22 protein-coding genes are annotated in these 25,353 nt (G+C 49.5%); 2 read left to right on the top strand and 20 right to left on the bottom strand.

The genetic code is table 11. The annotated features are described in order from the left end of the window. Positions 1-6: 6 nt before the first annotated feature. The 13 genes from H8S80_RS09165 to H8S80_RS09105 form a co-directional block, all read right to left on the bottom strand. Positions 7-1,413 (bottom strand): extracellular solute-binding protein, encoded by a 1,407-nt coding sequence (locus H8S80_RS09165; RefSeq protein WP_117630618.1) that lies wholly within the window; start codon positions 1,411-1,413, stop codon positions 7-9. A 34-nt stretch (positions 1,414-1,447) separates the two neighbouring features. Next, positions 1,448-1,912, bottom strand: a complete 465-nt coding sequence (locus H8S80_RS09160; RefSeq protein ID WP_117630617.1) for a VOC family protein — start codon at positions 1,910-1,912, stop codon at positions 1,448-1,450. Positions 1,913-1,928: 16 nt separating this feature from the next. Continuing rightward, the gene (locus H8S80_RS09155) at positions 1,929-2,384 is read right to left on the bottom strand and encodes a VOC family protein (protein ID WP_002604838.1); all 456 of its coding nucleotides are present in this window, start codon (positions 2,382-2,384) and stop codon (positions 1,929-1,931) included. 33 nt (positions 2,385-2,417) lie between these two features. Next, the gene (locus H8S80_RS09150) at positions 2,418-3,320 is read right to left on the bottom strand and encodes a carbohydrate ABC transporter permease (protein WP_117630616.1); all 903 of its coding nucleotides are present in this window, start codon (positions 3,318-3,320) and stop codon (positions 2,418-2,420) included. A 46-nt stretch (positions 3,321-3,366) separates the two neighbouring features. Beyond that, positions 3,367-4,230: a carbohydrate ABC transporter permease gene (locus H8S80_RS09145; RefSeq protein ID WP_002604840.1), complete on the bottom strand. Its 864-nt coding sequence runs from the start codon at positions 4,228-4,230 to the stop codon at positions 3,367-3,369. Between the two features lie 825 nt (positions 4,231-5,055). Beyond that, positions 5,056-6,090, bottom strand: coding sequence for a LacI family DNA-binding transcriptional regulator (locus tag H8S80_RS09140; RefSeq protein ID WP_002604841.1), 1,035 nt, complete (start codon positions 6,088-6,090; stop codon positions 5,056-5,058). 19 nt (positions 6,091-6,109) lie between these two features. Next, on the bottom strand, positions 6,110-7,588 hold the full coding sequence (gene malQ / locus H8S80_RS09135; protein ID WP_117630615.1) for a 4-alpha-glucanotransferase: 1,479 nt from the start codon (positions 7,586-7,588) through the stop codon (positions 6,110-6,112). An 18-nt stretch (positions 7,589-7,606) separates the two neighbouring features. Next, complete coding sequence (locus H8S80_RS09130) at positions 7,607-8,476, bottom strand: carbohydrate ABC transporter permease (RefSeq protein WP_002604843.1); 870 nt, start codon at positions 8,474-8,476, stop codon at positions 7,607-7,609. Continuing rightward, entirely contained in the window at positions 8,476-9,318 is an 843-nt protein-coding gene (locus H8S80_RS09125) for a carbohydrate ABC transporter permease (RefSeq protein WP_002604844.1), read from the bottom strand. The genes H8S80_RS09130 and H8S80_RS09125 overlap by 1 nt, the downstream gene beginning before the upstream one ends. Positions 9,319-9,461: 143 nt before the next feature. Then, positions 9,462-10,874 (bottom strand): ABC transporter substrate-binding protein, encoded by a 1,413-nt coding sequence (locus H8S80_RS09120; protein ID WP_002604845.1) that lies wholly within the window; start codon positions 10,872-10,874, stop codon positions 9,462-9,464. A 608-nt stretch (positions 10,875-11,482) separates the two neighbouring features. Next, positions 11,483-12,007, bottom strand: a complete 525-nt coding sequence (locus H8S80_RS09115) for a hypothetical protein (RefSeq protein ID WP_117630614.1) — start codon at positions 12,005-12,007, stop codon at positions 11,483-11,485. Next, positions 12,004-12,585: a chromate transporter gene (locus H8S80_RS09110; protein WP_117630613.1), complete on the bottom strand. Its 582-nt coding sequence runs from the start codon at positions 12,583-12,585 to the stop codon at positions 12,004-12,006. The genes H8S80_RS09115 and H8S80_RS09110 overlap by 4 nt, the downstream gene beginning before the upstream one ends. Then, positions 12,582-13,151, bottom strand: a complete 570-nt coding sequence (locus tag H8S80_RS09105) for a chromate transporter (RefSeq protein WP_029467226.1) — start codon at positions 13,149-13,151, stop codon at positions 12,582-12,584. The genes H8S80_RS09110 and H8S80_RS09105 overlap by 4 nt, the downstream gene beginning before the upstream one ends. Before the next feature lie 129 nt (positions 13,152-13,280). On the opposite strand from H8S80_RS09105, the gene H8S80_RS09100 reads away from it, so the two are divergent. Continuing rightward, on the top strand, positions 13,281-14,177 hold the full coding sequence (locus tag H8S80_RS09100; protein ID WP_002604849.1) for a LysR family transcriptional regulator: 897 nt from the start codon (positions 13,281-13,283) through the stop codon (positions 14,175-14,177). A gap of 77 nt (positions 14,178-14,254) precedes the next feature. Then, positions 14,255-15,007, top strand: coding sequence for an SIMPL domain-containing protein (locus tag H8S80_RS09095; RefSeq protein WP_117630612.1), 753 nt, complete (start codon positions 14,255-14,257; stop codon positions 15,005-15,007). Between the two features lie 149 nt (positions 15,008-15,156). Here the strand turns inward: H8S80_RS09095 and H8S80_RS09090 are convergent, their stop codons facing one another. From H8S80_RS09090 to H8S80_RS09060, 7 genes are all read right to left on the bottom strand, one after another. Further along, complete coding sequence (locus H8S80_RS09090) at positions 15,157-16,428, bottom strand: glycoside hydrolase family 125 protein (protein WP_117630611.1); 1,272 nt, start codon at positions 16,426-16,428, stop codon at positions 15,157-15,159. Continuing rightward, complete coding sequence (locus tag H8S80_RS09085) at positions 16,422-18,557, bottom strand: glycoside hydrolase family 3 C-terminal domain-containing protein (protein WP_117630610.1); 2,136 nt, start codon at positions 18,555-18,557, stop codon at positions 16,422-16,424. The genes H8S80_RS09090 and H8S80_RS09085 overlap by 7 nt, the downstream gene beginning before the upstream one ends. Before the next feature lie 16 nt (positions 18,558-18,573). Further along, positions 18,574-19,038 carry a RidA family protein gene (locus tag H8S80_RS09080; protein WP_002604853.1) on the bottom strand — a complete coding sequence of 155 codons (465 nt, stop codon included), beginning with the start codon at positions 19,036-19,038 and terminating at the stop codon, positions 18,574-18,576. A 201-nt stretch (positions 19,039-19,239) separates the two neighbouring features. Further along, entirely contained in the window at positions 19,240-20,880 is a 1,641-nt protein-coding gene (locus H8S80_RS09075; protein WP_117630609.1) for an N-acyl-D-amino-acid deacylase family protein, read from the bottom strand. Then, positions 20,877-21,992 carry an alanine racemase gene (locus tag H8S80_RS09070; RefSeq protein ID WP_117630608.1) on the bottom strand — a complete coding sequence of 372 codons (1,116 nt, stop codon included), beginning with the start codon at positions 21,990-21,992 and terminating at the stop codon, positions 20,877-20,879. Before H8S80_RS09070 ends, H8S80_RS09075 begins: the two co-directional genes overlap by 4 nt. A gap of 15 nt (positions 21,993-22,007) precedes the next feature. After that, positions 22,008-24,494: a beta-mannosidase gene (locus H8S80_RS09065; protein ID WP_117630607.1), complete on the bottom strand. Its 2,487-nt coding sequence runs from the start codon at positions 24,492-24,494 to the stop codon at positions 22,008-22,010. A gap of 12 nt (positions 24,495-24,506) precedes the next feature. Continuing rightward, entirely contained in the window at positions 24,507-25,352 is an 846-nt protein-coding gene (locus H8S80_RS09060; RefSeq protein ID WP_029467223.1) for a carbohydrate ABC transporter permease, read from the bottom strand. Position 25,353: the final 1 nt, after the last annotated feature.

The following is a 25,353-nucleotide window of genomic DNA, read 5'->3' as shown; positions in this document are numbered from 1 at the left end:
ATTGCTCTACTGCGTGTTCTGCAATTCCTTTTCCATTCTCCCCTGCAGATCCGCCAGCAGCGGCTCCGGGTCCTTATCTTCATAAAGGCACTTATCACGGACGGAGATCAGTTCCTGGCCCATGACGCTTCGAATGCTGCACAGCGCCGGAGTATTGGAGTGCTCGTTAAAGACCATATTCTTGATAACTGAATAGCGTTCGTCATTCTCCTTTACCAGAGTCAGCTCATCGATAACGTCTTTCCTGGTAGGTGTGCTGTACCATGTCTTGTTGTTGTCATCCGCAATATATGCGTTGGCAATGTAATCGACAAACTGGGCAGCCGCCTCGATACTCTTCGCCCCCTTGGGCACGCAGTACGTATTGACGCCCAAAACGGAACCGCCGTACAGCTCCGGATGGCTGTCACTTACTACCATCGGCACTACCGTATAGTCCATATCCGGCACATACTGCTTGATCGCGTTGTTAAACCAGTTTCCATTCATCGTCATGGCCACTTTTCCTGTAAAGAACGCGTGATCCGGTGAGAATGCGCCTCCAAAACCGGAAGCGAAGGATTTAATCTTCTCCGGGTTATATTTTTCTGCATACTTTCTCTGCCAGTTCATCATCTCGACAAGGTCCGGATCGGTCAGGTTGATCTTTCCATCCTCATAAATCTGAGCGCCAAAGTACCATGCCTGATTGTAAACGTCGGTCTCCGCACCGTCGATCCATGGGATAAAGCCCATTGTCGTATAGTCGTCGCCTTCCTTCACCGTCATCTTATCCGCCCACTCATCCAGTTCCGATATGCTCTTCGGCGGATTGCTCACGTCCAGGCCGGCCGCAGCCGCTTTCTCATTATTGATGAAAAGCATCTGCGTGTCCGTCTCCATCGGCATGATGTACCATGCTCCATCGATATCCATCAGGCTCTGAACGCTGGGCTGGTAATCGTCTCTGGATCGGCCAAGCTTCTCCATAGCCGCGGACACGTCCTCGAAGGCCCCCTGGGCCGCCATGGGATAGGTCAGAAGGTTTGGTGCACAGATGACATCCGGTACATTGCCGGAGGCGATGGCCGCCATCAGCTTTCCGTTGGTAATTCCCGCATCCGGCGGCACATACGTAGCTTCTACTTTTATGCCCGGATTGTTCTTTTCAAATTCCTCGATACGCCACAGATCCCAGGTCTCCGAATCTCCACCCCACGGATACCAGTATTTGATTACAACCTCCCCTTCCGCCGGCGTCTGCGCTGCTTCCGATTTGCTCTCCTCCGCCTGTGCTCCGGCCTCCTTTGTGGTCTCGCTCTGTGCGGTATCGCTCTTTGGGGTTTCATTCTTTGTGGCCGCCGTGCCGCTACATCCGGCCAGATTGCACGCCACTGCCGCTGTAAGAACCAGTGCTGCTCCTCTTTTTCTCATGAAATGCTCCTCCTTTTAATTTTTATGATTTATTTCAGCCTTCCGGCTCATATTTTAAATTGAACAGGATTCCATACTTCTCCATGGACTCCGGAAGCAGATACTCGCCCCCCGGATATTTTCCATGGTGTCTGACCGGGCAGCCCCTGTCTTCGAAAAATGCGACGGCTTCCTCCAGATTATCGACCATAAAGCCCACGTGATGGAACACCACGTCCTTATCCCCCAGCGCTTCCTTCCAGGAGCTGTCGCATTCATCCGGTTCCATGATCTCCAGGAACAGCTGGCCCATGTCAAATCCACATAGCCTGGCCTGCGTGCCGGAAGCGATTCCCCGGAATTTCGTCTGCGCCACCTCCACCGGCGGCATCGAATTGATCTCAGGCATGGGGACTCCGAACACTTCCGCGTACAGAGCCGCCGTCTTTTCAATATCCCTGGCGACTAGCCCTACCTGACAGCAGGTCTTTGGATTAATGATTCCTTTTCTCTTCTCCATCTCGTATCTCCTTCTCTTAAAAGCTTTCCAGAAGCTCAAAAATCAGTTTCAGATCTTTTCTTGCATCAATATAGGCGTACATTCCCGAACCATTTCCGTAATTGCCCTTTTGCATCAGCGGAAATCCTTTTTCACCAAGAGTCTTTATCTTGCCCTCGGCATCTTTTACCTGGAAGGCGATGTGATGAAGTCCCTCCCCCTTTTCATTGAGAATATCCCGCCAAGCGCTGGGCTTCTCATCCGGTTCAATAAGCTCAATCTGGACCGTTGGCGTATCGAAAAACATCATCTTGCAGGAGGCCGTGGAACGTTCCCCGTAAACTTCCGCCTTTACGATCTCATCGGGGCCGGAATCCGCGACCTCCGGCCTCTCGATTCCAAAGAAATCTGCAAAGGCCTGCCCTGTCTTCTCCACATCATTGACTACCAGTCCAATCTGACACACTACATTTGTTTCTATTACGCTTCCCATTTTTCTTCCTCTCTTCCTTCTTAATTAAATATGTTAAGACTCTTCTTTGCCAAAACCGGTTACCTTCAGCATGACAAAGGTCAAAATCATCGCAGCCACCAGCATGATCCAGGCCATCGCGGATGCATACCCCATCTTCATAAACTTAAACGCATTGTTATACAGATAATATCCGAAGAAGGTCGTCGAATCATTGGGACCTCCGTTCGTCATAACGAAGGATTCCGTGAACTGCTGCAGCAGCTTGATCATATAAGTGACCACATTGTACACGATAATCGGCTTCATAAAAGGAATGGTAATATACCGGAACTTATGTAAGATATTGCCTCCATCGATCTCCACCGCCTCATAAAGGCTCGTCGGTACATCCTGCAAACCGGCCAGGAATATAATGATCAGGTTGCCGGAGCACCATAAGTTCATCAGAATCATGCCCGGCTTCGCCCACCGCGGACTGGCCAGCCAGCCCGGTCCGTCAATCCCGATCAGTGCCAGCCCCTGGTTTACCGCCCCATTGTCCTTAAGGAGCCAGATCCACAGAATGCAAAGCACAACCATCGGCACCAGCGTCGGCATGAAGAATAATGTCCTGATAAAAGAAACGCCCCTCAGTCTCCGGTCATTTACAATTGCCGAAATGATAAATGTTACGATAATAATTACGGGAAGGCCTACCAGCATCATATACCCTGTATTCATAAGAGACTTGATAAACAGAGGGTCGCTGGTAAACAGCGTCTTATAATTATCTAAGCCTACGAATCTGGGGGCCTTAAGTGCGGAATAGTTCGTAAACGAATACCGCAAAGAATTGATGATCGGATATAAAGTAAAGCATAAAAATCCCACGATCCACGGGCTGATAAACGCCAGGCCCGTCAGAAGACTCCGTCTGTCCGCCTTCGATCTGCTCCTTGTTTTTTTCCTGTTCATATCTTACTCCTCTCTGCGTGTCACCTCTCACGCATCAAATCCGGTATTACCCCTTGATACCGGAAAATGAAATTCCCTCGATAAAGTATTTCTGAAGGATAAAGAAGATCGCCAGCATCGGCAGTGTCATCGACACTCCAACTGCAATAACCAGAGGCCACCTCGGGTCGTTCGTGCTCATCAGCTGTTGAATTCCAATGGACAGGGTATACAGCTTGTTATCCGTCAAAAATACCAGCGGTCCGATAAAGTCATTCCAGCAGTTCATAAAGGTAAAGATCGCCACCGTCGTCAGCGCCGGTTTCGCCAGCGGGATAATAATCCGGTAAAAAATAGTAAATTCGCTTGCCCCGTCTATCTTGGCGGATTCCGAGATATCATACGGTACCCCGACCAGAAACTGCCGCAGCAGAAAGATAAAAAAGGCATTACCAAAGAACGACGGAACGATCAGCGGAAGAAAGGTTCCGATCCAGCCCAGCTTCTGAAACATCAGGAATAACGGAATCATGGTTACCTGGAACGGCAGAACCATCGTCATCAGCACCAGATAGAACACCGCGTTTCTTCCTTTCCATTTGATTCTGGAAAATCCATAGGCCACAAGAGAGTTGGAGAACAGTCCGCCGATCACGTTGAATACAATGATAAACAGCGTATTTCCCAGATACTTGAGAAATGGAAATCCGGTAAATCCCTGGATATAGTTCCCTATCGTCCATGTTTCAGGCAGCCACTTCGGCGGTGTCCGGAATAAATCCTGACTCGTCTTAAAAGAACTCAGAATCAGCCAGATAAACGGAACGATAAACGCCAGCGCCAGAATCGCTATAATCAGGTACTCGGCCGCCACCTCAATCGTGCTTCGCTTGATCCGCCTGTCCTTCTCCTTTGCCTTTAATTTTTCCATAAGCCCCTCCTCTTACTTCATTGCATGATACGGTCATTTTTTGTATGCATACATTTTATTTCCTTTGTTAGTTACATGGTACTATACTTTTATGCAATATGCAATATTAATTTTCCATTTTCGGTGCTTTATTATGTTATTTTACCTTTTTCACAAACACAAGCGCTTTATTTTGCACACATGTCACAAGTTTGTAAGCTTATATATGCTTACATTTTGTAAGGTAGCTGTGGTATGATATTTTTCACATAAAAAACGTGGAGACAGCGGCTTCTATAGACCGCTGTCTCCACGTTATGAATGCGTATTGTACCATTCGATTTTTTTATTCTATCTTCTATCTTCGTCCTTAGTCACGCCTATGTTAAGTTGTATATACATTGGGCTACGATTGAAATCCATATCATTTTACAGGATTATATCAATTTTTTCCTTATGCCAGAATTTTTCTCTGATATAATTTTATTGGGCCGTTTATCTGCCGGGTGACTTCCATCTCCGAAAGGAGGTGGTTCTATATGATGTCTTCTTATGAAGAATTTATGATAATCATAAATGCAGTAATGCTTATCATTGCTATTCTCGTTTACATAGATAGAAAAAATGGTACAAAAAAATAGTCACCCTCCCTCCAAAGGTAAGTGACTATTTTTTAATAGCAACTAATCGCATGGAAGCCACTCTGTGGAGTGGACCGCCTTTTGTACCCTCATTATAAGCCCAACGATTAGTCGCGTCAAATAAATTTTTATTATATCGTCACAACAATTTTAATGAATTTTAAAGACCAATCCCTGGTCATACTTGACTATCTTTTTACCGGTTTCAAACGCTCCTGGTCGACTCTCCCTCCACCAGTTCCCCCTTAAACACCCGTTTCTGATGGCCCGCCTTCCCGCGGATTACATCAAACAGAATCTTTATAGTGCTTTCGGCCATCTCCTCCACCGGCTGTCTTATGGTTGTCAGCGTCGGATTGTAGTAATGAGCGATATCGAGCCCATCGAAACCGGCCACGGAATAATCTTCCGGGATCTTCCCGCCGCACTCGGTAATCGCCTTGCAGGCTCCTATGGCGATGCTGTCCGATATTGCGTAGACCGCCGTAAAATCCACTTTTTTCTCCCTCAGAATCCGGCTCATAGACATGAATCCGTAATCCATGGTATAGCAGTCCCTGCCTACCCCGGAGAACACACAGAGCTCCTCATCAGGCTCGATCCCATTGTCCACCAGGGCCTTTTTATATCCTTCAAGCCGCAGTCTTCCGATACTCTCATCATCCTGTGTCGCCGCCAGAATCAGGATTCTTTTATGCCCAAGTTTACATAAATAATCCGTCATCTTGTAGCTTTCCGCAAAATCGTCCACGGAAACCCAGGAATAGGAGGAAGATTCCTCCAGAGAATCCGTCATTCCGATGGTGCTCAGCACGAAGGGAACCGTCAGCTGCTCCAGCTTCTCCCTGCTGTGTGAGAAAAATCCGCCCAGGAACACGATTCCCCTCGGCTTCTTTTCCTTGATCAGTTCCAGCGCCACGTCTACCTCATCCTCGCAGGCGTCAACGCGCTGCATAATAAATAAGTATTTCTTCTTCTGGATTTCCTCCTCGAAAATGCGGATCATCTTGCTGAAGAATGGATTGCTGATTCCCTTGATCAAAACCGCAATGGCCTTCGAATCCGTGCGTTTTAAATTCCGGGCGCTGTTATTAGGAATATAATTATGTTCCTTAATCGCCTGCATAATCATGTTCTTCGTCTCCGGATTGATATCCGGGTGATTATTAATAGCACGTGATACCGTACTTACGCCAACCCCGCAGATTCTGGCTATGTCCTTAATATTGATAGAATCCATAAGAAATACTCATCCCCTGTCATACCCTGCCGTAAAGCTTTGCCATCTTCCGGCACTTTACCGCGATCTCGTCAGTTATCTCCCCGGAAAGCATGCGCCATCTCCAGTTCTCCCCCAGAGTGGAAGGCGTGTTAATCCTCGCTTCCCCTCCAAGCCCTAAATAGTCCTGAACCGGTATTACTGCAAGCTTCGCCACACTCGACAGTGCAAGGCGTACGAAATCCCAGTGAATCTCGTCCACGGGTGTGTGTGCATTGTTCATGTAGTCCACGGAAAGCTGTCTGTCGGCCTCGTCCATCTCCTCATACCAGCCACGGATGGTGTTGTTATCGTGAGTCCCCGTATAAACAACACAATTAGTCGTATAGTTATGCGGCAGATAATCGCTTTCCTCTCTGGAATCGAACGCGAATTCCAGAACCTTCATTCCTGGAAATCCCGTATCTTTTACTAATTTTAACACAGATGGCGTTAAAAATCCAAGATCTTCCGCAATAATATCGAGTTTACCAAACTTTTCCTGCATTTTCTGGAAAACCTCAATTCCGGGTCCCTTTTCCCAGGTTCCATGGATGGCCGTTTCACTCCCGGCCGGTATGGAATAGTATTCATCGAAGCCCCGGAAATGATCCACACGCACCACGTCATACAAGCGGAAGCTGTATTCCATACGCCTCATCCACCACTGATATCCGGTTTTACCATGGTACTCCCACTGGTACAGCGGATTCCCCCAGAGTTGTCCTGTGGCTGAAAATCCATCAGGAGGGCATCCCGCTACCGCCACCGGCTCCCTGTTCTCATCGAACTGAAACAGCTCCGGATGGTACCACGTATCCGCGCTGTCCAAAGCCACATAGATGGGAATATCCCCAATGATACGGATTCCCTTTTCATTCGCGTAAGATTTCAGCGCGCTCCACTGTTCTTCAAACTTCATCTGAAGGAAGGCGTAAAATCCCGCTTCATCCGCCAGTTCATACTGGAGCTGCTCCATGGCTTCCCGCTTCTGAAGGCGGATATCCTCATCCCATTCCGTCCAGCTCTTTCCCTTATAATGGTTCTTAACGGCCATATAAAAGCTGTATTCCACAGTCTCCGACCAGAGCTTCTCCCTGGCTTCGGCCGCTGTGTGTCCGTCCTTCAACCAGCGCTCATACGCCCTGCGAAGCAGTGGAAAACGGTTAAAATAGATCTTTCCGTAATCAATATCCCTCGGATTATCTCCGAAATCCGCGGCGTCACATTCCTCTTCTGTAAGGAGACCTTCCTCCACCAGCCTGTCGAGATCGATGAAATAGGGATTGCCTGCAAAAGCCGAAAATGACTGGTAGGGCGAGTCTCCGTAGCTGGTCGGTCCCAATGGCAGAATCTGCCAGTAATGCTGCCCCGCCTCTTTCAGTGTATCAATAAATTCATATGCCTCTTTAGAAAATGCTCCGATTCCGTACTTTGACGGCAGACTGGCAACCGGAAGCAACATACCACATTCCCGCATCGTGTGTCTCCTTTATCCTTATCCTTTTACTGCGCCGGCAGCCACACCCTTGATGATGTATTTCTGACAGCTTAAATAGAAAATAATAATTGGTACAATTGCCAGAACCAGCATGGCCATCATGGCTCCCATGTCTATGGAACCGTAGCCGCCCTTTAAGTTCTGAATAACCATGGGTATTGTACCCTTTTCCTGTGGAAGAATCAAGCTCGGAAGCAGATAATCGTTCCAAATCCACATGGCATTTAAAATCGCTACGGTAACAGCGGTTGGCCGGAGCATCGGAAATACCACATTAAAGTAAGTCTGAATGGGAGAACATCCGTCGATCATGGCCGCTTCTTCGATCTCCAGCGGAATCGCCTTTACGAAACCGCAGAACAGGAACACCGCCTGCCCCGCCCCGAATCCCAGGTACAGCAGAACGAGTCCATACATGGAGTTTAAATATAAGTCATTGGCCGTTTTGGACATGGTAAACATGACCATCTGGAACGGCACGATCATGGCAAACACGAAAACATAGTAGAGAATACTGTTAAATTTCGATTTTACTCTCGTAATGTACCACGCGGTCATGGAGGTGAACAGCACAATTACCGCCACAGAACACACCGTAATAAACAGAGACCGTCCGAACGCCGGAAAAAATCCGGTCTTCCTTACGCCTTCAAAATAGTTTGTAAGGCCCACATACGTTCCCACTTTGGGAAACTGGAACGGCGCGTCGCTGATGTAGAGCTTGCTCTTAAAGGAGTTCACCAGTACCAGGAAAATGGGAAACAGAAATGCGAGTGAAAGTACGCCGAAAAACGCCGTCATCACAGCGCCAGTCGATTTGCTGACTTCCATCTGCTGATTTTCCACTTTTTTAGCTTTCCCGCTCATCAGTTTTCCACCTCCTTACGCCTTGTCAGATACAGCTGTGTCAGAGAGATAATCGCCACCATCAGGAAGAAGACAACCGCCTTCGCCTGACCGACGCCTTCCCATCCGACTCTGCCGTAAAACGTGCTGTAGATATCCAGCGCCAGCATGCTGGTCTGTCTGCCCGGTCCTCCCGCAGTAAGAGCCAGGTTCTGGTCAAACAGCTTAAAGGAATTGGTCAGGGTTAAGAAGAGACAGATCGTAAGAGATGGCATAACCATCGGGATAATGATACGCCGCAGCGTCTGTGTCTTCGTAGCTCCGTCAATCTTTGCCGCTTCGATCAGGTCCGGAGAAACGTTCTGAAGACCCGCGATATAGATAATCATCATATATCCGATGAGCTGCCAGTTCATCAGGATAACCAGACCCCAGAAGCCGTATTTTGCATCGAAGGACAGCGTGACTCCGAACTTCGCCAGAATACCGTTTAATAACAGCTGCCAGATATAGCCCAGAACGATACCGCCGATTAAGTTAGGCATGAAGAACACGGTTCTGAATAAATTCGTCCCCTTGATTCCCCTTGTCAGAGCATACGCCATCAAAAATCCAAACACATTAATTGTAACAACGGACACTATGGTAAATTTCACAGTGAATACCAATGCGTTTAAAAAGTTCTGGTCCAGAAATATCTTTTTATAGTTGCTTATGCCTACCCACGTCGCATCCTTTACCGTGGTAAATTCCGTAAATGAAAGATAAATACCCATGATAAACGGATACAGGAATGCAATGATAAATGCAATCAGCGTCGGCAGCACAAAAATCGGAAAATACCGTTTGATGGATTTTTGCATGGCGCACCCTCCTTGAACATTCATACTGATTCTTAGCTATTGACGATCACCCGGACGCATCGCGCACGAGTCACCGTGATAAGTAAAGAAATGGGTGAGGAAGTTCCCTTACGCTCACCCATCTCATGTCTGTTGCCTTAGTCTTATTTGGTCATCGCTTTTTCATTAGCCCAGTCGGCCTTCATGTCGTCCACTACGGCCTGCCATTCTTTTCCGCCCTGAGCGTACTGTAACAGGGATGCGCCAAAGTTATCCTTAAAGGTCTGGCTCGGGAATGATGTGAAGTTCCAGGATACGGAGTATAAATCGGTATTGCTCATGTATCTGTCAACTTCTTTTGCCAGCGGGTCGGTTGGCTTCTCGTCTGCTGCGAAAGTATCAAACGGAGCGATAAAGCCTAACTTATTTGTCACATAGTCTTTTCCTGTATCAGAGCTGAAGAGCCATGTTAAGAAGTCAAGAGATGCCTGCTGATCTTCTTCCTTGGCCTGGCTGTTGATGGAGAAGAAGTTCTCTGTACCGATACATAAGCCCTGTTTCTCTTCGCCTGCTACGCCTGTATAGATCGGAAGGAACTTAACATCTTCTTCCTTCACGGTATTACCTTCTACGCCTGCTACCTGGCTCCAGCCCCAGTTACCGTTCTGAACCATGGCAACCTTGCCCAGTGCGAACTCAGCCATGGAGTCCTCTACGGTCTTGGCGCCTACCATCTTCGGATCTGTGCAGGAATTATTTAAATATAAGTCGAAAATGTTCTTGAAATTATCGGAATACTTGAAGTCGATGGCGTCTTTATCGCTTACATTGTCATCTTTGTATTCGTAATAAATCGGAAGGTTTGCAAGATGGGTCTGCCATCTCCAGTCTTCACCAGGTGCGAAGGATGTGGAAGCGAATACGCCTTCAATGCCCAGATCAGCCTTTCTTGCCTGCATATCCTCGGCAACTGCCTTCAGTGTATCGAAATTCTTGATTTCGTCCATGGATTTTGCTTTTGCGCCGTCCAGTGCGAAATACTTCTGCATAACCGCATCGTTATAAATAATGCCGTAGCCTTCTACTACATACGGGATACCGTATACGCCGTCGCCGTCTGTCACTGCCATGCTCTTATCAACCAGATGGCTGTAAATATCGGAATCCTTTAAATCACGGCAGTACTTAGCCCATGACTTATATCCGATCGGTCCATTGATCTGGAACAGTGTCGGCGGTTCTTTCTTCGCTACTTCGGATTTTAATGTCTGCTCATACGTTCCGGCCGCTGCTGTCTGAACCTTCATCGGTACACCGGTCTCAGCCGTGTACTTCTCAGCCAGCTCTACCCATACATCCGCAACCTCAGGCTTAAAGTTTAAGTAATAGATCTGTCCCTTCGCATCGGATGCTGCTGCAGTAGTGTCCTCCGCCTTTGCTGCCTCGGTGGTCTCGCCAGCCGGAGCCGCTGTGGTCTCTGCCGGTTTCGTCTCCGCCGGTTTGGAAGAGCATCCAGCCAGTGTTCCAGCCGCCATAGCGGCTGCCAGTGAAAGTGCTGCCAGTTTTCTTAGTTTCATAATATATATCCTCCTTCCGTATCTGCGTTCTCTGCCGCAGGTACTTACCATATTATGTGTTACGTTACGTTTGGAACTGTTTCCGGGAACCTTCTCGGTAACGGTATCGGTAACGTTTCCAATAACCTTGGTTTCACTATAGCACAGTGTACGAGGAGATGCAAGAGTTTTTTTATTTCCCTTTCAATTTTTGTCACTATACCACAATATTATTTTATAATTTTATGCATATGTTACAATTATTATTCCTTTTATTTAAAAATGCGGAGGGGATTCTTGGTAAAAGCGTCGAATTGTATGGTTGGGGAGACGTTGAGAAAAAGCTTGAAGTTAAGAGTTGTTTTGTGTCCCATTTCTGTCGAGGCCGGTGTGGCTTGTTCCTGTGCGGGTTAATGGTCAGACAGAACGCAAGCACCGGCAGCCAGACTGGGGATTTCGTTCTGAAGAGGAAAATTCTGCCGTGAGGAGGATACTCATTTCACGAAGAGCAAACTCAATTCACAGGGAGCAAAAGCTCCCCAAAGAGGCACGACTCTTCGAAGGAGCTTTTATAGTGAAACCATACCACTGTTTCATCTCATTTTTAATAACAAACACGATTCCTGATTCTACACCACGTCAACATCATCATCATGATACATATATTCCGCCACCGCAAACACCACAGCCGCTTCGTATACATCGAGTGTTTTCTCCCATTCCACCTCATGTCCTGTCAAAGAGGCGATCTGGGTAATGCGCCCGATCCATCCATTCTGATCTTCCAGAACTATCTCCCGTTTCCGGTTCTGCCGTACCATCACATCACCTGCCATCAGGGGAATCACCGCCTTCACGGCCAGCGGCGCACGAAACAGGACTGCCGCTCCATATCCCTTACCGCTTCCGCTGCTCTCCGCCCTCTCCTCATATTGAAAGGAGATTGAAACTTCCTGCTTCATCTGCGGCTTTGTCCTGTTTTCTATGAGACAGCCGCCCTTTTCCTTTCTCACACGATAAAGGACATTACCGTCTGTCCCACATATTTCACGGGCCGGACCGTCCTTGGGCCATCCCTCTATGGTTCCCGCCATACTTCCATCTTCTCCGTAAATTCTGGAATTTCCCACACATTCTTTAATCCTGATTTTCATCCTATCATACCTCCTGCTGCTGTAATAATGGTCTGACAGACACCTGCCAGTACCATGACATAAATGGGATTGATATCAAACCGGCGAAGTACAAACAGTGCCGCCGCAAAGATCAGTACCGCGTCCACCTTCAGGCCGGATATGACCGCCGGAAGAGAAAATCCGGCCTCCCCCCAGAAAGAGGTGATGATGATGCTCATTCCTGCAGTCGCAATCATTGCCACCACAGCCGGCCTTAAGGTATTCAGAATCCCCTGAAGCATCGTGAGTTTCTTATACTTCGTATAGACGTATGCCAGAGCCGACACCAGAATACAGGACGGCAGTATGCACCCGGCGGTTGCTATAACCGCTCCCGGAAGTCCGGCGATACGAAGCCCCACAAAGGTAGCAGAATTGACTGCGATCGGTCCCGGTGTCATCTGGGAGATTGTAACCAGATCATTAAATTCGCCCGCCGTCAGCCAGTGGTGCAGCGTGACCACCTGATTCTGAATCAGCGGCATTGCCGCGTAGCCTCCGCCAAAGCTGAATGCACCAATCTGCAGAAAACTTAAAAACAGCTGAATGTAACTCATTGTACCGCCCCCTTCTTCATTGCGCTCCAGGTTCTGACTGCTCCAAATACGATACAGCCGATCACCACGTATACCACATTGACGTTCAGGAAAAATGTAAGAATGAAGGCCGCTGCCATAATAAGTACGGATACCCTGTTTTTTTCCACCAGAATTCCATGCCCCATCTCGATTACCACGGCAATAATGACTGCCGCGACGCCTGCCTGCATTCCCGTCAGCATGGAGTGGACCCAGATATTATCACGGAATGCGATATAAAACATCGAGACCAGGGACAGGATCACGAACGGCGGAAGAATCGTTCCCAGGATGGACACCAGCATCCCTGGTATGCCTGCCAGCTTATAGCCGACTACGATGGAACCGTTGACCGCGATGGCTCCGGGTGCAGACTGTGCAATGGCAATCAGATCCAGCATTTCCTTTTCGTCAATCCAGTGATATTCATCGGCAAATTTCTTTTTCATCAGAGTCACGATCACGTAGCCGCCTCCAAATGTAAAAGTTCCAAGCGATATCATGGATATAAACAGCTTCAATAAAATTCCTTTTTCTCGTTTCATATTTTGCTTCCCTCCTCTTATCAACAGTATATTTCCACTTGATTAATAAGTAAAATAGTATTATTATATCAAATATATAACGTATTTCTTATGTATCACATGTTTGCTCGATCGAAAGGAGGTATTTTTATGACGCTCCGCCATATGAAAATCTTTGTATCAGTCTACCAGAACAATGGAATTACCAGGGCTTCCGAAGAGCTCCACCTGGCCCAGCCGTCCGTCAGCCTGGCTATCCGTGAGCTGGAGGATTACTACGGAATACGCCTGTTTGACCGGATCTCCCGAAGGCTCTACGTCACAGAACAGGGAAGGATGTTCTACGATTACGCGCTCCACATCGTCTCCCTGTTCGATGAGATGGAGCTGGGAATCCGTAACTGGGAACACATGGGTACGCTTCGCATCGGTTCCAGCATCACCATTGGCAACTTCCTTCTCCCCGGCCTTGTAAAGAAGTTTACGACCACACACCCGAAGATGAATGTAAATGTATCGGTTCATAACTCTTCTTATATTGAAGACTGTATTTTGAACAACAGGATCGATTTTGCACTGATCGAAGGAATTCCGGAATCTCCTCAAATTGTAAGGGACCCCTTTATGAACGACCGTCTCTGCCTGATCTGCGGCAAAGCTCATCCTCTTGCATCGAGAGACGCGGTTCCATTGGCGGAACTGGAGCAGCACAATTTTATCTTAAGAGAACCGGGAAGCGGAGGACGCGAGATATTGGAGAGTCTCTTAACCGGCTTTCAGATTCATTTGAATGCCGCCTGGGAGAGCGTCAGCACGCAAGCCATTGTCAAGGCGGTGGCCGAGGGGCTTGGCATCTCCATTCTCCCCTATCTCCTGGTCGCCGATGACATCAGAAACGGTGTTATCCTGGAAAAAAGAGTGGAAGGTATCTCGCTCTCCCGTAAATTCTCTATCATTTACCATAAACATAAGTATTTAACGCCGTCTGCCAGGGAGTTCATCCGGATGTGCCACACCGACGAGATAATTCAAGAATTCGACCTGTAATGTTAAGAGAAAAGAAATAGTAAACTCTTGAATTTAGTGTAAAATGAAGGTACGACAGAATAAGGAGGAGATTTATTATGAGAAAACATTTTGCACAGACAGCAGTTATTCTGGCCGCGGTTTCGGCCATTGGCCTTACGGCCTGCACACAGGGCAGCGCTTCCGCTCCCATTCCAGACACAATTAAAGTAGAAAATGTAAAAGATAATGTAATCACCGTACAGAGTACGGAGGAGGTAAAGGTCGTCCCCGACATGGCGGAGCTGGTCTTCTCGGTGACCACTCAGGCGGCAGACGCGAAGGCGTGCCAGGAACAGAACAGCAAAGATTTGGATCATGTAATCAGCTTTTTAAAGGGTACCGGCATTGCGGAAACTTCAATTCAGACCTCCAACTATGGGCTTGATCCGATTTACGACTGGAATTCGGGAAGAACGATCACAGGCTACGAGATGAATACCACCATTACCGTGTCCGATATTCCGATCGATCAGGCAGGAACCCTGATATCTTCCAGCGTTGAAGCCGGAATTAACAGCATCAGCCAGGTCACCTACCTTTCCAGCAAGTATGACGAGACGTACCAGCAGGCGCTTAAGAATGCCATCGCCTCTGCCAAAGTCAAGGCAGAAGCCATTGCGGAAGCTGGCGGCTGCACACTGGGGCCGGTCGTCCATGTGGAAGAATATAACGACAACCAGATCGCCCGCTACTCCACCTATAAGAACGCAGCCACTGAGGATATGGCCGCAGGCGCGGCATCCATGAGCGTCGAACCGGGACAGTTAAGCGTCGAAGCGCGGGTGACGGTGGAGTTTGAAATCCAGTAAGGGAAATGACTTCTAATTGTATTTCATGGCACAAAAACAGGCTTGTCCGCCCGGAAGACTTCTTTCAGTCAACCAGACAGGCAAGCCTGTTTCTTCTATATCCATCTCTGTTATCTATATTTATATCTTTTCCTGTCTCAAATCCCCTTTTATCTCATAACCTTCTTCATCAGCATCTCACTGAACAGCGAATTCACCCATGCAAACCAGGGCCTCGTATAAATCATCTCATCGTCCTTATGAATGCTCTCATGAATATATCCCGTGCCCGCATCATTCTCCACCAGCATAGAAATCAAGCGGTCAATTTCTGCGTTGTCATCCGTTGTAAGGGCCTGAATAATCAGAGCCATCGGCCATACGTGGCCCGGTTTCGTGTGGGGGCTTCCGATTCCGGTGAGTCTGGTTCCTTCAAAGTAGTACGGATTTTCACTGCTGAGCGCCAGTCTCCTGGTATTCTGATATACCGGATCGGATGCATCACAGTATCCAAAATACGGCATAGACAAAAGCCCCGGGATTCCTGCATCATCCATTAAAAGTGTATTTCCCAATCCGTCCGCCTCGTAAGCGTAGACACGCCCATATTTTCCGTGCTCCACGATTCCGTACCGCTCAATTCCGCCCCGAATCTCCTGGCTAAGAAGCTTTGCCCGGCCGGCCAGCGCATGATCCTGCCATACCGTCTCTGCAATCTCAGACATCTGTTCCAGAGCCACAGCCGCATACATGTTGGATGGAATCAGATATCCATAAGTACAGGCATCATCACTGGGCCGGAATCCGGACCAGGTCATGCCTGTATAGGCAACCGGCGTTCCCAGTCCGGAGCGTTTTAAAGTCTCTGTCTCTTTATCCGTATCCCGTTCAAACCGGTAATGGGATTTTACCTCATGGTTCTGTTCTGTCGCCCACTGGTCTGTGACCTTCTCACAGGCGCCTTTCAAAGCAGGATCCAGATGGTCCGTACGCGCGGTTGTCTTCCACAGTTCAAAGGCCAGCGCAATCGGAAAGCAGAGAGAATCCACCTCATATTTCCGTTCCCATGTCCAGTCTGTCTGGCCTGACCGGTCCGGCGCATAGTGACGTCCGTTGGCGGTGACGTTAAATGCATTGGCATAAGGATCTTTATTCATATAATAGACCTGTTTCTGAAGGACCCGTCTGATCAGATCATAGATTTCCTCATGCCGGGCCGCAGCTGGTAAGTAGTGATGCACCTGCGCCGCTGAATCTCTCAGCCACATGGCCTCAATATCGCCGGTTATGACAAACAGGCTGCCGTCTTCCAGTTCTTTTACCGCCTCGTCGATCGTATTCAAATAACACCGTTCAAACATGTCCGCAAGCTTGCCTTCGGGCAGTCGTTTTTTCAGTTCTGCCGCCTCCGCTGCCAATATGGCCTGGTACCGTTCTACCATCTTAAGTCCTCCACCTTTAAGTTAAGTTTTAAAGGAGTCTTTCCTGTCAGTTCGACACTGCGGCCGTCCGGCTGGCTCCCTCCGCAGGTGACAACCGCCGCACTTCCGTCAAATACAAACTCTCCCTCCTCATTTACCACCATAAATACTTTGGCAGAAAGGATAAACGCAGCCGCCGCAGACTCTCCGGCTTTCAAATGAATCCGCTTAAAGTCCGCCAGGGATCCCCCAGGCGCCGCCAGTTCCGAATCCGTAATCCGGACGTAAACTTGAGCCACCTCGTCGCATTCAAACATCGAATGGTTCGTAATTTCCACAGAGAGCTTGACCTGTCCCGTTTCGATCTGCTCCGCCTTCAAATTGCTGTATTCAAAATCGCCGTAGCTCAAGCCATATCCGAACGGATACAGCGCCTCATGCTCCATGTAGCGGTATGTCCTGCCCTTCATGCTGTAGTCTGTGAAATCCGGCAGTTCCTCCGTTGTCCGGTAAAACGTGACCGGCAGTCTGCCCGAAGGCACCGCTTCTCCCATCAACAGCCTTGCCGCCGCCAGACCGCCCATCTGTCCGGGATACCATACATGCAGAATCGCACTGCAGTGTTCATCAGCATCGCTTATCGCCATGGCACTGCCTGTAGACAGGAGCAGAATCACCGGAGTTCCCGTCTCACAGACCGCCTTTAAGAGTCTCATCTGGGACTCAGGAAGATTTAAATCCACCTTGTCCGCACCGGCATAGCTGTTGTTGGCGTCGCCTTCTTCCCCCTCCAGTGTGCCGTTTAAGCCCAGGCATAAGAATACCACGTCGCTCCGCATTGCCATGGAAACAGCCTCTTTGATCCTGTCATCCGCCTCAGCGAGATTTTCCACATTGTCGCGGTAGAGATGAGCGCCTTCCGAGCAGAAAATCCTGGTATCTTTCCCCAGTACGGCCCGTATTCCTTCCAGAAGCGTGTATTTCTCCGTTGCTGTGCCGTTGTAATTGCCTTTCAGAATCTCCTCGCTGTCGCTGTTGGGTCCGATTACTGCCACAGTCTTAAGCTTCGTCTTATCGAGAGGGAGAATTCCGTCATTCTTTAAAAGCACCATGGATTCCTCCGCCGCTTTCAGGGCCAGACTGTGATGTTCGGCACAGTCATTTACCTCATACGGTATCTCATCGAATTCCGTATGCTGATCAAACATTCCCAGCCTCATCCTCGTCATCATTAAGTGGGTGACTGCTCTGTCGATATCGTCCTCAGACACCAGCCCCTGGTTATAGGCACTCATCACATGAAGATAGACGGCGCCGCAGTTTAAATCACAGCCGCTCTTAAGCGCCAGAGCCGCCGATTCCTGGGGCGTGTCCGTCAGCCCGTGATGCATATGGAAATCTTTGATCGCCCCGCAGTCTGAAACGTAATAACCGTCGAAGCCCCATTTTTCCCTCAGAATCTCTGTGATCAGATGATGGCTCCCACAGGCCGCCTCGCCGTTCAAACGGTTGTAGCCTCCCATCACGCCTTCGACTCCGGCCTCCTTTACACACCGCTCAAACGCCGGAAAATACGTCTCCGCCAGATCCTTTTTACTCACCACACTGTTAAAGGAATGACGTCCCTTTTCCGGTCCCGAATGGGCGGCAAAATGCTTCACGCAGGCAGCCGCCTTCAGCCTTTTTCCATTTCCCTGAAGCCCTTTAATGTAAGCGGTTCCCATGCGTCCTGTCAGGCACGGGTCCTCCCCGTACGTCTCATGTCCCCGCCCCCATCTCGGATCACGGAAAATATTGATATTGGGAGACCAGAAGGTGATTCCCTTATAGAGTCCCCTGTCCTCGTTCTTCACCGCCTCGTGATATTTTGCCCGCCCCTCGAGAGCAGTCACATCGCCGATTTGCTCCAATAGCGCCTCATCAAACATTGCCGCCAATCCGATGGCCTGCGGAAATACCGTAGCCGCTCCGGCTCTGGCCACTCCGTGCAGCGCCTCGTTCCACCAGTTATAGCTGGGAATCCCCAGACGTTTTACCGCCGGGGCATCGTAACGAAGCTGCGATACCTTTTCCTCCAGCGTCATCTGTGACACCAGATTCCGCACCCTCTCTTCATCTGTCCTGCTCTCATCCAAATATACCGATTCCATCTCGTACTCCTGTGACCTATTCTTCGATTTCGAAAATAGCCTCTGTCTCCACCGGAATATTACCCGGCAGCACGTTCATGCCTACTGCAGATCTGGTAGGCGCTCCCGCTTCCTCGCCAAATAAATCCACCAGAAGCTGGGAACCTCCGTTTGCAACGTATGGCTGCTCATAAAAATCATCATCGCTTGCCACATAAACCAGGATCTTCACAACCTGTTTTACCTTGTTTAAATCGCCGATGCGGTCCTGTAAAACAGCCAGAACATTTAACATGGAATTCCTGGAGAATACGTATGCCTCTTCCTTTGTAAATTCCTTGCCAACCTTGCCAGCCACCTGACCGTCGATTACCGGGCCGCAGCCGGAGATATAAACGAGATTGCCTGCAAACATTCTGGAGGATGAGTAAACGCCTCCTTTTGCAGGTGCCTTCGGCAGTTCCAGACCTAATTCTTTTAACTTTGCATATACATCACTCATGATTCATTCCCTCATTCTTCTGATTTTTCATTATACTATAATTTCATATATCATTCTGCCGTGCGGCGGTTTGTATGGAAAAGTGTGTTGCAGGCTTGCTTGTATAAGCACTTTTCCATACAAACTGGCATAGGGCGGAACGCCCCGGCTTCTTGTTTTCGTGTTTTTCGAAAACAAGAAGATGCACGGCTGAGTCATTACCTATAATTTTATAACACTGCCGCAGTTTCTTTTCAATATCCTATCGTTTGAAACGGCAACCGTTCCATCTACCATAATCATCTGAAATCCGCTGCACAGCTGTTTCGGATTTTCGTAAACCGCGTAATCCCTTACTTTTGCAGGGTCAAACACGTTAAGATCCGCATGGTAACCTTCTTTTATCATACCCCGGCCATCGAGGGAAAGCCTCTTCGCAGGCAGAAGCGTCATCTTTTTAACTGCTTCCTCCATTGTCAGAACGCCGCGTTCTCTGACGTATTCCCGGATAATTTTCGGGAAGGAACCGTAAAGTCTGGGATGCGGACAGTCGCTCACGCCGTACAGGGAATCCGAAATTACCATGGAGTATGGAAGCCGGGCTACCGTATCCACATCCTCCTGGGACATGGAGAGAACGATGATTCCCACCTTTCCCTGTTCCTCTGCCAGCAGGTCGCTGCAGAAATCAGCCGGCTCTTCGTATCCGGCCTGGGATGCGGCTTCCCGGAAATTCTTTCCTGTGAACCTGCGGTTCGCCTCCTTCGTAACGGAGCTAAGAAGAATACGCTCCCAGCCTATGGCGGTCACCATGTTGTCCCAGCCTGTATGCTCCCGGTAGATCTCCCGCCTCAGTTCTTCCTTTCCGCTTTCTGTCTTAAGCTTCTTTAAGGTCAGCTCCACGCTGTCTTCCATCACGGAAGGAGGCAGAAGGCTGATCAGCGTGGTGGAACCGCCGCAGTAGGGATAGAAATCCACAGTCACATCCTGGCCGGCCGCTCTGGCCGCGTCAATCAGTTCGATCGCCTGATAGATCTCTTTGCCCCAGTTTTTCACTCCGGTTGCCTTGAAATGGCTGATATTCAAGGGGACCCCGGCTTCCTTTGTGACCTCGATAATCTCCTTCACAGAAGAGACCAGGTTATCCCCCTCACCTCGAATGTGACAGGACAAAGGGCGTCCGAACGGTGCGGCTGCGCTAATCAGCTCCTGCATCTCGGCCCGGGCGGAATAGCATTCCGGCTGGTACATAATGCCCATGGAAAGGCCCGCAGCCCCAGCCTCAAGCCCTTCACGGATATAGGCTTTCGCCTGGTCCATCTCCTGTCTGGTAAACGGACCTTTCCCATATCCCTTGATCGCCGCCTTCAACGTCCCGGTCGCAAGCAAGCTGCCCACATGAAGCGGAAGCTCCCGTTTCCCCAGTTCCTCCAGATAATCGCCAAACCGTTCGATGGCCATCTCCTCAGGCGCAATACCGAGACACGGCTCGATAAAATCATAAATATCCCGGCGGTACTGTTTCGGTGCCGGAATCGGCGCCAGACCACAGTTTCCTCCAATGACCGTCGTAAGGCCCTGAGCCATCTCCAGTCTGCCGAATTCTGGATTATACAGGGCATCGATATCACAGTGTCTGTGGGTATCGATAAAGCCCGGCGTCACGACAAGCCCCGACGCGTCCATGACTTCCGCTGCGGCCGCTTCCGCTCCGCTTGCCTCCGCCCTGGTCATTTCCATCCCGTACGCTTCCGCGCTCTCTGTCACCGCCTCGATGAATCCATCCTTTATAAGCACATCTTTCCGGAAAGGCGTACCGCCGCTTCCATCATAGACCAGTCCATTTTTTATCAGTGTTCTCATACCAGCATTCCTCTCGCGGCCACCACTTCCTGACGCAGCGTCTCCCCGTCATAGAGATAAACTTTATTCTGCATATTGATGGCGGTGCAGACGTGAATCGGAATCAGTTCCACCTTGTCGCCGACCTTCAGTCCGGTGTCTCCCTTTTTGCTGGTAATAATTCCGTGTTCCTCATTCATACGGCGAAGCTGAAGATCATCATTTCCGGCAACCAGTGCGTATCCGGGGTAATAATAGGGAGCCGTATCGAGAAGAATATCCATGGGAAATGTCTTCGTGCCGCCGTCGATCACCGCATACTCCCTGCATGGCGTACTGACCACTGTGGCGTAGATCCGGACAGCAATGTCCTCCGGCTCAGCCGCCCCCTCCTTGCACAGCATGTGGTCCTTAAAAATATAGGTGCCCGGGCGAATCTCATCCACCTTTCCCGTCTTCGCAACCTCCACGCCCGTAGGTGTGGAGCCTGCGCTGATCTCGGCAATGGGAACGCCGGCCTTCCTGATCTCTTCCGCTATAGCCTCCATCATATCGCCTTCCTCGGCTCCCGCGATGACCTTATCCTCGGTGGGCTCATCGTGATAAACCAGACTCTTAAAGGTATAAATACCAGTCAGATTCAAATTGGAAAGCTGATGGACTTCCTTCGCCAGCTCGGCGGCCTTTGTTCTCTGGACGCCGGTCCTCTTCGCTCCGGTGTCCACTTCCAGCCGGACCTCCAGGGTAATGCCGGCGGCCTTTGCCGCCTCATTAAGCGGCACCGCGCATTCCATGCTGTCCACCGCCAGAATCAGGCGTTTTAAACGCCCGGCCAGTGCGATGGCTCTTTTTATCCGGAAATTACCCACCATGGGGTAAGCGATAAAAATGTCCTCCGCTCCCCCATCTGCCATGACCTCCGCCTCGGAGACCTTCGCACAGGTGATGCCGGCGGCCCCGTGAGCCAGCTGCATTCTGGTAAAAAGCGGCATCTTGTGCGTCTTGATATGCGGTCTCAGCCTGCATCCGGCCGCATCGGCTTCCGCCTGCATCCGGATCACATTCTCCTCCGTCCTGGCCATATCAATGACAATGCAGGGTGTCTCCAACTGATCCAGTAATTCTTTCTGCATACGTTCTTCCTCCCTTTAAAAACTGTCTGCCACACTCCTGATGTGAAGTGCAGCCGCCACTTCCTCCGCCGTTACCTGGTTCGGGAATTCCTTTTTATCCACAGTTATATCCACGCCTTCTTCCGATGTTATATCGAAGAAATTGTCTTCCAATACCACATCATACTCATCCAGGCTCAGTTCCGCATAACTCACATACGTATCAGCTTCTGCGTGAATACAGAATCCATCCGCCTTCTCTGTCACAGAAACCCGGTACTCCGGAGTCTTGAAATCAAAGTATTTCGGCTTCACGAACAGCGTGGTTCCGCGGCTTACTATACAGCCATCCTCGATCAGACTGTATTCCGCCACCGCCCTCTTTTTCATCCCGGCCTCTGCCAGGAAGGGGGCGAAGTCCATGGGAAGCACGTTCTTCACTTCGAAGGCCGCCGCCGTGATTTCTGTTTCCGTCTCATACAGTGTATGGAAATCCCGGTCGATGAGGCGGACCCTTAATACGGCCTTCCTCTCCTCAAAGGATTCATTATGAATGTAATAGTCAATCTCTGTACTCAGTTCTTCCTTCTCACAGGCAGTAGCCATGAAACGGGCATAGAACCGTTTTGCTCCGTAATGCAGCGCTTTCCAGCGGCCATAGTAATCGATGCTGGCCCAGGAAGCCACCGGCCAGCAGTCATTAAGCTGCCAGTAGATGGAACCCATGCACCGGCCCCAGTTCCTTCTCCAGTGCTCCACGCCGTACTGAATCGCCTTCAGCTGGAGAATCTGGGAAATATAGGCAATACTCTCCATATCCTTCGGATACTTATAGTAGCCGGAAATATAGGAGAAGATCTTGGTATTTGCAAGGCCGTTCTTCTGATGAGATTCCATGACCTCGCTGAAGATGTTCTGGTCCTCCGGAAGGCTGAAACTATCCAGTGTCTTCTTTCCGGGGAATGACTGGAAGCCAAACTCCGAGCAGAACCGGAAATAAAAATCCCGGTACTCCGTAAATGGTTTGTTTGAATGCCATACTTCCCAGTAATGGTTGTCTCCCCGGTTGAAATCATTGGGATCATCGAATGAACCGCCTGACGATGGAGAAGACAGCCAGTAATACGTCTGGTCATCCACCTGTTTTACCAGACGGGGCAGAAGCATCTCAAAAATCTTCGTGTAATCCGCCTTGTATTTCGGTCTGTGTCCCTCCAGACGGCCCCAGTCACGCCAGCCCCATTCCATCTCGTTATTGCCGCACCATAGGCCGAGGCATGCATGGTGGCGGATTCGTTTCACATTATCGGCCGTCTCAGCCAGAATATTAGCTTCAAATTCATCGTTTAAATCATAGACATTGCAGGCGAACATTAAGTCCTGCCAGACCAGAATTCCGTAACGGTCACAGGCGTCATATACGTAATCCTCCGGATAGTAACCGCCTCCCCAGATCCGGATGCAGTTAAAATTAGCCCTGGCGCAGTCACGGATCAGCCGCTCACTGCGTTCCTCACTCAAATGGCCGAGGAGATTGTCTTCCGGTATGTAGTTGGCACCCATGGCAAATATCTTCTGGCCATTGACCACAAAGGCAAACTGGTTCCCCCACTCATCCGCATCGGTGCAGACCGTAACGGTCCTTAAACCAATCGTTCTCTCCCACACATCGAGAACAGAATCCGACATCCTTAACTCCACACGGACCGTGTACAGCGGCTGCGCGCCGTATCCGTTCGGCCACCACAGCTGCGGGGCTTCGATAAGGGCTTCGATGGTTTCATTTATGCCGACCTCTTTTTCCACGGTAAGTACGGTTCCGTCCGGTGCTGTGATTTTACATGCAAGCATACCGCTTCCAGCCGTGTCACTTTCGCTGAGCTTCCTTACACTGCTTTCAACCGACAGCTTCACCCCGCCGGCTCCGTGTTCCTGGCGGATTCTCACATCATCGAGACGGGCGATGGAAAAGCCGGACAGATAGACACTTCTGAAGATTCCGGCATCGGGAAGCTGAGGGCCCCAATCCCATCCAAACATATAATGGGCCTTTCTGAGCGCTCCGTTTCCTTTCATGCAGCCGGTAGAAGCATAAAAGATATCTCCCTCCCGGTCCGCCTTTTCGATAAAGGCGGTGGGGGAATGGAACGCAACAGCCAGCCGGTTTACAGCCTTTAACTTTCCCTTTACATCAATTCTCCAGGTGCGGTGCATATCATTTACCGCGAGGAGCAGTTCATCGTTCAAATAAATGTCTGCGATTGTATCAAGTCCCTCGAACACAAGGCACTGTTCTTCTTCCCGGAAAAAGCTTTCCGGCACTTCAAACTCTCTTTCATATCGGTAATCGCTGCGGGAAAGCTCCCGTGTCTCATACTCATTCGTCCGCCAATAGGGATCTTCGATGAGACCGCCATCCATCATATCGGTCAAAACAGTTCCCGGTACAGATCCCTTATGCCATTCCTTCGATTCCATATCGCACCAGTTCCAGGTGCCATTCAGTGTAATTCGATGTTCCATAATCTGCTCCTGTTAGCCTTTGATACCGGACGTAGCAATACCTTCTACGAAGTTCCTCTGGAAGAACAGGAAGAAGATCACGACCGGAATTACGAAAATAGTTGCTGCCGCCATAAGGTGCGTCCAGTCAACCGAGTACTGGTTTAGGAAACCCTGAAGACCTAAGGACAGCGTCAGTTTTTCTGTCTTGTTGATATAAATGAGCGGTGCCAGGTAATCGGACCAGGCATTGATAAACGCATAGATACCGACGGTTGTCAGCGCAGGTCTTGAAAGCGGAAGTGCAATGGCGATGTAGCGTTTGAATTCGCCTGCTCCGTCAATCTTCGCCGCCTCCATTAAGGAGTTGGGGAGACCCGCAAAAAACTGTCTCATAATAATGATGTAGAACGGGCTGCCAAAGAATGTCGGCAGAATCAGCGGTACATATGTATTGGTGAAGCCCAGTTTAGACCAGATCTTATATAACGGGATCATGGTTACCGTATAGGGGATCATCATCGTTCCCATAATCAGAGCGGATATGATGGGGGCTCCTTTCCATTTGATCTTGGCAAGAGAGTAGGCTACCAGCGGGGTAGCTACCATCTGTCCCACTACGGAAAGCAGCGTGATGAAAATGGTGTTCATCATATATCTGACATAAGGAATCTTCGCCATGGCCTCCGGGAAATTGTTCCAGATGATCTCTCTCGGGAACAGTCTGACCGGCAGCTGAAAGGCGTCCGCGTTTGTCTTAAGGGCCGTCGTCACCATGATTAAAAATGGTGAAAAGAAGACGAGACTCAGCACGATGACAAGTACATACTTCGGAATCGGTTTTAAACGTTTTTTATAATACGCGCTATTGTTTTTCATC

The sequence above is a fragment of the Hungatella sp. L36 genome (assembly GCF_014288035.1).
Note: the sequence above shows the minus strand (reverse complement) of the source record. Positions and strands in the feature narration are given on the sequence as shown.